Here is an 8,632-nt window from a genome sequence, read left to right as displayed (position 1 = left end):
TTTGGACACATTTTCTAAGGGAGCGCCTGCGCTGCCCTTTTTGGCTCTGCCCAAAGGAAGCAAACGAAGCAACGAACATAGAAAAGAAAGCAAACGAAAGAAAAAGAAAGCAAACGATCTCGTTTTTCGAAAAAAGGAAAGCAAACGAAAGTAAACGAACATTTTAAAGGTAGCTGTAGGTTTTTATTTGCGCTAGTAGTTAACAGCACGCACCTGAGGTACAAAAAGTACAAGGGGTGCGTGTTTTTTTGCTTTGGTCAAGCGAGTGGTTTTTTGTTTAGGTGACTTGGTGTTAGAAGGTAATTTTGTTATTTTTCAGAAAAGCTATGTATAACACCAATTTAAGCACTATGAAAAAAATATTATTCATTCTTTTTGTCCTGTTTTCTATAGGAAAGCTCCATGCGCAGGAAGCCAACCACGATAGTTTTATCGTCAAGAATTTAGAAGCGAAAGAAGCGCAATATGCTAAAATAGCTCGTGAAATTTGGGAAAACCCTGAATTAGGTTATTTGGAATTCACCAGCTCCAAGTTGCTGGCAGATGAGTTACGGGCGGCGGGATTTACTGTGCAGATGGGGGTGGCCGATATGCCTACATCTTTTGTGGCTACGTATGACCGGGGTGGCCCTGTTATCGGGTTTTTAGCAGAATACGATGCACTTCCAGGTTTATCACAGGATGCAGTCCCTTTTCGTTCGGTGCTTGTCGATGGTGGAAATGGACACGGCTGCGGACATAATTTATTTGGAACAGCTGTAGTAGCTTCTGCCATCACCTTAAAGGAGTGGATCGATGCCAATCAGATTAAGGCCACATTAAAAATTTTTGGTACGCCGGCTGAGGAGGGTGGTGCAGGAAAGGTGTATATGGTGCGTGCGGGCCTGTTCGATCAGGTAGATGCTGTCATCAACTGGCACCCTGGCGACCGAAACAGTGCGGACGCCTCTACGTGCACGGCAGTGATGCAGGGTTATTTTAAGTTTTATGGTCAGACTTCACATGCCGCGGGAGCACCTGAGCGCGGCCGTTCTGCCTTAGATGCTGTGGAGGCCATGAATATGATGGTGAATATGATGCGTGAACACGTCGATCAGGAAAGTCGCATTCATTATGTCATCACGAACGGTGGTCTAGCGGCTAATGTGGTGCCCGATTATGCGGTAGTCGAGTACATGGTGCGTCATCCTGATGTAATGGAAGTGAAGCAAATGTGGGAGCGTGTGAAGTTAGCCGCTGAAGGGGCAGCGATGGGAACAGAAACACGTGTCGAGGTGGAGGTAGTAGCTGGGATTTATGGGTTACTGCCGAATGAAACGTTAGCACAAGCGATGCATAAAAATTTAACCTTAGTCGGAGGTGTACACTATGATGCCGAGGAGTTGGATTTTGCCGAAAAGATCCAAGCGACCCTTAATGTTCCGAAGCCCCCGGCGCTGACGCTGGCCCAGGAGGTGCAGCCGTATCGCCTTACCCATTTTCCAGCTTCCACAGATGTAGGGGATGTTAGCTATGTAGTGCCTACGGTAGGTTTACGAACGGCTACGTGGGTTCCTGGCACAGCAGCGCATACCTGGCAAGCAGTAGCGGCAGATGGCATGAGCATCGGTTATAAAGGAATGATGGTAGCTGCTAAAACGATGGCACTTACAGGAAAGGACTTAATCATGAATCCTTTGTTAATCCGTGAAGCCAAGCAGGAGTTCGAGACGCGTTTAGATGGGCTGGAGTATGCACCTTTAATAGGGGATATGGCGCCTCCTTTGCACTTCCGAAAAGACCAAAACAAGGTGCGCTGAGGTTTAGAGCGGGATTAGCTGGAGGGTGCGCCTTGTAAGTCTGCGAAGCTCGTATTATCTTTAGTTTATACCATCTATCTTTCCTTTATATCCTAAGCTCTTTATGATTTCCAACTTAGCTACGAAGTTACAAGAAAAGGCAGCCTTAAAAGCGGCTGTCTTTAAACTTACCCAGTCTGCCTTTAAGCGTTTAGAGATGCAAGCACATCAGCTGGCTCAGGAGCTCCATGCTCAGGTGAAGTTAGACGCTGGGGTACAGGTACAATTCGATCAGGTAAATGCACATGAGTTTATTTTACGTTTCGGAGAAGATGCCCTCGTGGTTATCCTGCAGAGTAATGTGGTGAAGCTACCTGAGGAACGCTATCTTAGTAAGGCCAAGTATGTGAAAGCGGATGATAAGCGAGCCTATTTTGGCCAAATTTTAGTGTACAATTTCCTAAGTGATACCATCACCTATAACCGGATGGAGGACCATGGCTATCTGATCGGAAGGTTATTATTAAACATAGAAAATAAGTTTTTTATTGAAGGCGAAAGAAATCTGGTGTTTCATTATCCTGAGTTAAAGGAAAATGACCTTACAGATGAAAAGTTACGCGATATGCTGATGCTACTCATGCGTTCTGCTGTGGATAATGACCTTTTAGCGCCTGCTTTTCAGGAATTGATGGTCATTAATTACCAGCAGAAGCTGCTGTACACCTCTGGACTGGGGAGTCCCCAGAAGATAGGCTTCGATGTGTTTGCTAAAAATCGTGAGGAGGAGGCCTAAACCGTAAAAAGCCCGTAAACCAGTTCTTTCAAGAGCTGTTTACGGGCTTTATTTAGCTCTCACCCAAAGAAAGAGCATGATAAAGGATTATTTGTTCGTTAGCACCTATAAAATATCGGTTTTCCGTGGATCTGGACCATATGCATTTTCTCCATCTTGACCAGGTTTTAAAGCCAGCCAAATAAAGCCGATGAAGTTCAGGGGTGGCGGAATGATGAGGTAGATGACGTATTTATAGTCTAAGCCAATGTCATGAAGACGGCGAATGGCCTGAACTAGCAGCATGACAATGGTGCTAATCAAAATGGTTCCGAAAATGGCAAAAGCTATCCAATCTTGAAGCTTGTAAGCGTAAAATAACTGGATGAGGGAAATGACATTTGTACTATAAAAGATCAGAAATAAAGTCAGGTATTTCCTTCGGGTGATTCGCCCGTTTGGATTTAAAACAGCTATCATGATTCATTCGTTCTTGGTTAAAGTTATTATTATAACTAATTGAAGGCGAAATTGTTTGAAAAGCAAAGGTATGCCAGCAGCTGTAGCTTATTTAAGTCAGCAGTTTGCTTCATGCGATTTGCTGATTTATAAATAAAAAAAACCTTTGGGACATGGCTATGTACCCAAAGGTTCCTAAAGTTATGCTGCCAGCAGCTTGAAACTTTCGCGCTTAGATAATTTCTACACTTCTTTTCACGAAAGCGGTTAACTCCTTACCAGTCAACAATCCCTGCGCCAGTAAAGCCAGATCAAATGCCTGCTTCGCTAATTTTGCCTGTACTTCTGGAGACTCTGCCTTCAGGATCTTGTCCACTAAAGGATGGTTACCGTTTATGGCTACTTTATAACGGTCTGGCATAGCACCATAAAAGCTCATGCCACCACCGCCGGTCTGGGCCATATCCTTCATGCGGCGCATAAACTCATCCATGGTTACAGTTACAGGCAGCTCCTCAGGACTTAGTCCCTCCACCTGAATTTCGTAGGTTTCTTTCGCTATCGCCTTTTCGAAAATCTCTTTCACCTGCTTGCTTTGCTCCTCAGTGAGTAAGTTTTCGATGCTGCTTTCCTTTTCGATCAACTTATCCACGACATCCGCATCCACACGCTTGAAGGCAATTTTTTCGCCTTTCATCTCGATATGCTGGATGAAATGACTGTCGATCGGGTGGTCCAGCACGAGGACATCATAGCCCTTTTGGTTCGCAGAACCGATAAAAGCATCCTGCTTGTCCACATCAGTGGCGTAGAGGTAAATTTTCTGCTCGCTTTTATCCGTCTGAAGGGCCTGTACTTTTTCGGCATACTCCTCTAATGTGAAGCAGGACCCCTCTGTATTCTTTAGTAGCGCAAACTGCTTGGCCTTATCGGCAAACTTATCTTCGCTAATCATGCCGTACTTCACGAATAAGCCGATATCCGACCATTTCTGCTCATAGGCAGCCCGATCCTTCTTGAAGAGCTCGGCCAATTTATCCGCCATCTTTTTTCGTAATGTGATTGTTGATCTTCTTCACGTTTCCATCCGCCTGAAGGAAGCTTCTGGATACATTTAGCGGAATGTCTGGCGAATCGATCACACCATGTAGGAGCATTAAAAACTCTGGCACGATATCTTTTACCTCATCTGTGATGAACACCTGACGGCTAAACAGCTTGATTTTATTCTTTTGCAGATCAAAATCATTTTTTAATCTTAGGGAAATAAAGAACGCCCGTCAGGTTAAAAGGGAAGTCCACATTTAAATGAATCCAGAAGAGGGGGTCTTCGCTAAAAGGGTAGAGCTCCTTATAGAAGGCCAGATAGTCCTCGTCTTTTAAATCGCTCGGAGACTTAGTCCAAATCGGTGCAGTCGTATTGATTACATTCGGTACCTCTACGGAGGTGTACTTCGTTTTGCCCGCTTCATCTACACCATCTTCCTTACTTTCGGTTTTAGTGCCGAACTGGATCGGAATAGGAAGAAACTTGGCATATTTGTCTAAAATGCTCTGAAGCTTGTATTTGTCTAAAAACTCTTCGCCTTCTTCGGAAAGATGTAAAATCACAGTGGTACCGCGTGTAGTGCGCGATCCTTCACTGATCTCGAAGCTGGTACTTCCATCACATACCCAGCGTGCAGGCTGCGCACCCTCCTGATAGGACAGGGTCTGAATTTCCACCTCTTTGGCCACCATAAAGGCAGAATAAAAGCCTAAACCAAACTTGCCGATGATCTCATTGGCATCCTTGGCTTCTTTAAACTTCTCTACAAACTCGGTAGCACCGGAAAATGCGATCTGGTTGATATACTTTTTAATCTCTTCAGCCGTCATCCCCAAGCCATTATCCGCGATGGTGATGGTCTTGTTTTCCTTATCGAAGCTCACCTGAACGGTGGTGTCGCCTAAGTCTCCGCCATACTGTCCGAGTGAAGCCAGCCGCTTGATTTTTTGCGTGGCATCCACGGCATTCGAAACGAGCTCACGCAGAAAGATCTCGTTGTCAGAGTATAAAAACTTTTTGATAATCGGGAAAATGTTCTCGGTATGAATCGAGATGGTACCTTTTTCTTGCATATCTACTTATTCGTTTAGAATGGAACGCTCATGTTTTCAGACCCTATGGCAAGAGCTGTTCCAATCCCCGCTCCCTGTCATTTTGTCACTGGATGCTAGCTCGTATGGCTTTTTGAAGTAAATTGCTTCCCCATCATCCTGAGTATCCATGCCTACCCCGCACCTGACACCTGCCAAAACCCTTTTCCAACACACGCTCTCCCGCCTTCGCTATGTGTATGAGGAAGAGGAGGCTCCCGCAGTGGTGGAGCTCCTCATGGAAGAGGTCTACGGGATTTCCCGCATGCAAGTGCATAGCCAGGAACTCCTCGACGCTGAGCGCCTGAACCCCTTTTTAGAGCTGCTCGCTACCGGTATGCCACTACAGCAGGCACTGGGATATGCGTATTTTTATGGCCGTAAGTTCCGCGTCTCTGAAGCTGTTCTGATACCGCGGAGAGAGACAGAGGAACTGGTGTACACGCTTCTGCAGCGGCATCGGCCCGCTATAGGCAAGCGCCTGCTGGACATCGGTACGGGGAGTGGCTGCATCGCGCTAACACTCGCCCTGGAGCTGCCTCAGGCTACTGTATGGGGACTCGATATCTCAGCAGAGGCTTTGGCCGTGGCCAAAGAAAACGGCCAGCGGCTCGGAACTACGGTGCACTGGCTGCAGGAAGATATCTTAAACTGGAAAAATGCCGCCCCGGAAGGCCCTGGGATATCATCGTCTCGAACCCCCCTATGTATGCCGCACGGAAAAAGAACACATGGCCCCTCGCGTCCTGGATTTTGAGCCCCACCTCGCGCTATTCGTTCCCGACGAGGATCCTCTGCGCTTCTATCGGGAAATCGGAAGCTATGGCCGCAGGGCACTGGTACCTGGTGGTGCTCTCTATGTTGAAATTAATGAGGCCTACGGACGGGCCTGCTGTCAGCTTTTTTCCGAACAGGGCTATAAAAACGTTGCCTGCATGTGGACATGCAGGGCAAAGATCGTATCGTAGAAGCCTTTCAGCCGAAGCTAGAGGAAGGCGCCTAAGCGGGAGCTTTTGGCCGGGAGGCCAAATGAAACGAAGGGGGCACTTAGTCCTCCCAACCCCAAGCGGGACCCGGGTTTTCTACCTCCTTACTCAGGTCAAAACGTACTGTGAATTCGCGTGTGCGCCTACACGGCGCAAATTATACGTAAAGCTTTTATCGTCTACGGTGATCCACCAGACATTATTCGCGGCGTAGGGAATCAGGTCTGCCGTTTCCTGATCAGCGGGAAAAAACTGCAATCCCGCCATACCAGTATTCGCACTCACGCCTCCATACTGCGTAATTTCATCCTCGCTCCCATCTTCATGCCGGTGGTCATGCTTCAGCTTGATGCGCCCGCCTGCCTCTCGCGTCAGCACCCAAGTTCGGGATTTGTCTTCGCCGACAAAGAAAGGGATGGTGATGCGCTCCGGGTCGCAACTTCTCACGTGCATGACTAATGTTTTTCCGGCGAACTGATCGTTTGGCCCCATGGGTGTGGTGACTTCCCCTGCGAAGGTTTTACCGCAGTGCTGGCTGAGGCGCTCCCAAAAGGCATCTGAACCGCTCATTTCCTGCTGAGCAGCGGCAGAAAAAGTGGATAAGTGGAAAATAAGTAGGAAAAGTCCTGTCGTTAATTTCGAAATATGCTTCATTCTTTTACAAAATTATACCTTAAACATAAGAATAAATACTGGATCGGTAGTTCCCACAAACAGTTTTATTCCATGAGCGGTTTTAAGGGAAATGAATACAAAAAGAGTTGTAGTTTGGTTTAGAAATGATTTAAGGGTGCATGATCATGCACCTTTATTTTCTGCTTACGATAAGGACGCGGAGGTCATTCCTGTTTACTGTGTCGATCCCAGACAGTTCGGCACCATGCGCTTAGGCCTGCCTAAGACGGGGTCCTTTCGTGCAAAGTTCCTTATCGAGGCACTCCGAGACTTGCGATTGAGACTGATTGATCTAGGCGCCCAGCTACATATCTTGTACGGAAAGCCAGAGGAGGTGCTACCGGATTTTCTGCGCGCTGTGGAAGCAGATGCCCTCTACTTTTCTGAAGAAATTACTTCTGAGGAGGTAGCAGTAGAGAAGGCCGTGGAGGCAGCAGCTTGGAAGGCAGGAGTGGCGACGGAATCTTTCTGGCAGCAAACCCTCTTTCATATATCGGACCTCCCTTTTCCTGTGGGGCAGACCCCAGAGGTCTTCACGCAGTTTCGGAAGGAGTGCGAAAAATTCAGTAAAATCAGACCGGCCTATCCTGCGCCGGACGAACTATATTATCCATTTCCAGATGTGCCAAAGGGGGATATCCCCACTTTAGCAGTCCTTGGTTTGGAGGAGCCCGAAGTATCGGACCGTGGCGTGTTGGTGTTTGAAGGTGGAGAGGGTCCGGCTTTGGCGCGACTCCAGACCTACTTTTGGGAAAATGACTGCCTAAAAGTGTACAAAGAAACACGAAATGGCCTCCTAGGGGCTGATTATTCCAGTAAGTTCTCTCCCTGGCTGGCGCTTGGCTGTATTTCACCCCGCTACATCTACGAGGAAGTGGCGCGCTATGAGAAGGAGCGCAAAAAAAATCAATCGACCTACTGGCTCGTATTCGAGCTGATCTGGAGAGATTATTTTAAGTTTATCGCTAAAAAGCACGGCAATAAAATTTTTTGGCTCCAAGGCATCAAGCCGAACGCGGAAAAGTGGCAGCGAAATGAAGCCCTCTTTCAGCGCTGGGTGGAAGGCCAAACGGGTATTCCCTTCGTGGATGCAAACATGCGTGAACTAGCCGAAACAGGCTTTATGTCGAATCGCGGCCGCCAAAATGTGGCTAGTTTCCTCGTGAATGACCTGAATATTGATTGGCGCTGGGGTGCTTCTTATTTCGAGTCCGTGCTCATCGATTATGATGTGTGCAGCAACTGGGGCAACTGGATGTATGTCGCGGGGGTAGGTAATGATCCACGCGAAAACCGGTATTTCGCGATATTAAAGCAGGCGAAAAATTACGATGCCAAGGGCGATTATGTGCGCCACTGGGTGCCGGAGTTGGCAGCGCTGCCGGGTTATGACATCCAAAAGCCCTTTGATTTGCCGCCAGGCACCCTTAAAAAGTATGGCATTAGCCTGGGAGGCCATTATCCGCACCCCATGGTGAAAATGCGCGCCATCTACTAAGCATTTTCTATCGTCATCCGTATATCCAGACTATTCCACCGCTTTTGAGGGGAAGGTCTGCCGTAAGAATGCTGCCAGTGCTTCGATGCCGGCAGCATTTTTTTCGTACATGCCCATGTGTCCCACTCCCTCGAGTAGAACAAAGCGAGTGACGAGGCTTTCCTGTGCACGGCTATCTTCTTCGGAGATGGCGGGATCCTCCTGGCCAGCGATCAGCAGACTGTGAGGCATACGGGCGAGCACTTCGCGGCGATCTGGGCGGGCACGCATGGCTTTGGTGTAGGCGAGAGCCACTGCGGTAGGTGTCTGGCTTCCGTGCGCG

Annotated in this window: 8 protein-coding genes and 1 pseudogene; 5 read left to right on the top strand and 4 right to left on the bottom strand. The window is 47.8% G+C overall.

All coding sequences use genetic code 11. From position 1 onward, the window contains the following. Positions 1 to 350: 350 nt before the first annotated feature. Both A3SI_RS13740 and A3SI_RS13735 read left to right on the top strand, forming a co-directional pair. A complete protein-coding gene (locus A3SI_RS13740; RefSeq protein WP_040671004.1) occupies positions 351 to 1,799 on the top strand; it encodes an amidohydrolase in 1,449 nt (482 codons plus the stop codon). 103 nt (positions 1,800 to 1,902) lie between these two features. After that, complete coding sequence (locus A3SI_RS13735) at positions 1,903 to 2,574, top strand: hypothetical protein (protein WP_009056823.1); 672 nt, start codon at positions 1,903 to 1,905, stop codon at positions 2,572 to 2,574. Between the two features lie 105 nt (positions 2,575 to 2,679). On the opposite strand, the gene A3SI_RS13730 is transcribed toward A3SI_RS13735, so the two are convergent. Together A3SI_RS13730 and htpG are read right to left on the bottom strand one after the other, a co-directional pair. Next, positions 2,680 to 3,033 carry a DUF805 domain-containing protein gene (locus tag A3SI_RS13730; RefSeq protein WP_009056822.1) on the bottom strand — a complete coding sequence of 118 codons (354 nt, stop codon included), beginning with the start codon at positions 3,031 to 3,033 and terminating at the stop codon, positions 2,680 to 2,682. A 211-nt stretch (positions 3,034 to 3,244) separates the two neighbouring features. Further along, a pseudogene (gene htpG, locus A3SI_RS13725) lies at positions 3,245 to 5,133 on the bottom strand (molecular chaperone HtpG). Positions 5,134 to 5,281: 148 nt separating this feature from the next. On the opposite strand from htpG, the gene A3SI_RS13720 reads away from it, so the two are divergent. Together A3SI_RS13720 and A3SI_RS19060 are read left to right on the top strand one after the other, a co-directional pair. Further along, positions 5,282 to 5,908 carry a N5-glutamine methyltransferase family protein gene (locus A3SI_RS13720; protein ID WP_009056821.1) on the top strand — a complete coding sequence of 209 codons (627 nt, stop codon included), beginning with the start codon at positions 5,282 to 5,284 and terminating at the stop codon, positions 5,906 to 5,908. Then, on the top strand, positions 5,883 to 6,119 hold the full coding sequence (locus tag A3SI_RS19060) for a class I SAM-dependent methyltransferase (protein WP_009056819.1): 237 nt from the start codon (positions 5,883 to 5,885) through the stop codon (positions 6,117 to 6,119). The genes A3SI_RS13720 and A3SI_RS19060 overlap by 26 nt, the downstream gene beginning before the upstream one ends. A gap of 126 nt (positions 6,120 to 6,245) precedes the next feature. On the opposite strand, the gene A3SI_RS13715 is transcribed toward A3SI_RS19060, so the two are convergent. Continuing rightward, on the bottom strand, positions 6,246 to 6,791 hold the full coding sequence (locus A3SI_RS13715; protein ID WP_009056817.1) for a hypothetical protein: 546 nt from the start codon (positions 6,789 to 6,791) through the stop codon (positions 6,246 to 6,248). A gap of 91 nt (positions 6,792 to 6,882) precedes the next feature. Here A3SI_RS13715 and A3SI_RS13710 point away from each other — a divergent pair, with 91 nt between their 5' ends. Continuing rightward, positions 6,883 to 8,310, top strand: a complete 1,428-nt coding sequence (locus tag A3SI_RS13710; RefSeq protein ID WP_040671003.1) for a DASH family cryptochrome — start codon at positions 6,883 to 6,885, stop codon at positions 8,308 to 8,310. Positions 8,311 to 8,340: 30 nt separating this feature from the next. On the opposite strand, the gene A3SI_RS19390 is transcribed toward A3SI_RS13710, so the two are convergent. After that, positions 8,341 to 8,632 (bottom strand): alpha/beta fold hydrolase (locus A3SI_RS19390; RefSeq protein WP_009056813.1); only part of this gene is annotated, 292 nt, incomplete at its 5' end.

The organism is Nitritalea halalkaliphila LW7, assembly GCF_000265075.1.
In the GTDB taxonomy this organism is placed as follows: domain Bacteria; phylum Bacteroidota; class Bacteroidia; order Cytophagales; family Cyclobacteriaceae; genus Nitritalea; species Nitritalea halalkaliphila.
This window is presented reverse-complemented; position numbering and strand designations above follow the sequence as displayed.

Coding starts and splice junctions, on each gene's coding strand:
- A3SI_RS13720 (WP_009056821.1), top strand. CDS start 5,282: ATGCCTACCCCGCACCTGACACCTGCCAAAACCCTTTTCCAACACACG.
- A3SI_RS13740 (WP_040671004.1), top strand. CDS start 351: ATGAAAAAAATATTATTCATTCTTTTTGTCCTGTTTTCTATAGGAAAG.
- A3SI_RS13735 (WP_009056823.1), top strand. CDS start 1,903: ATGATTTCCAACTTAGCTACGAAGTTACAAGAAAAGGCAGCCTTAAAA.
- A3SI_RS13730 (WP_009056822.1), bottom strand. CDS start 3,033: ATGATAGCTGTTTTAAATCCAAACGGGCGAATCACCCGAAGGAAATAC.
- A3SI_RS13710 (WP_040671003.1), top strand. CDS start 6,883: ATGAATACAAAAAGAGTTGTAGTTTGGTTTAGAAATGATTTAAGGGTG.
- A3SI_RS13715 (WP_009056817.1), bottom strand. CDS start 6,791: ATGAAGCATATTTCGAAATTAACGACAGGACTTTTCCTACTTATTTTC.
- A3SI_RS19060 (WP_009056819.1), top strand. CDS start 5,883: ATGGCCCCTCGCGTCCTGGATTTTGAGCCCCACCTCGCGCTATTCGTT.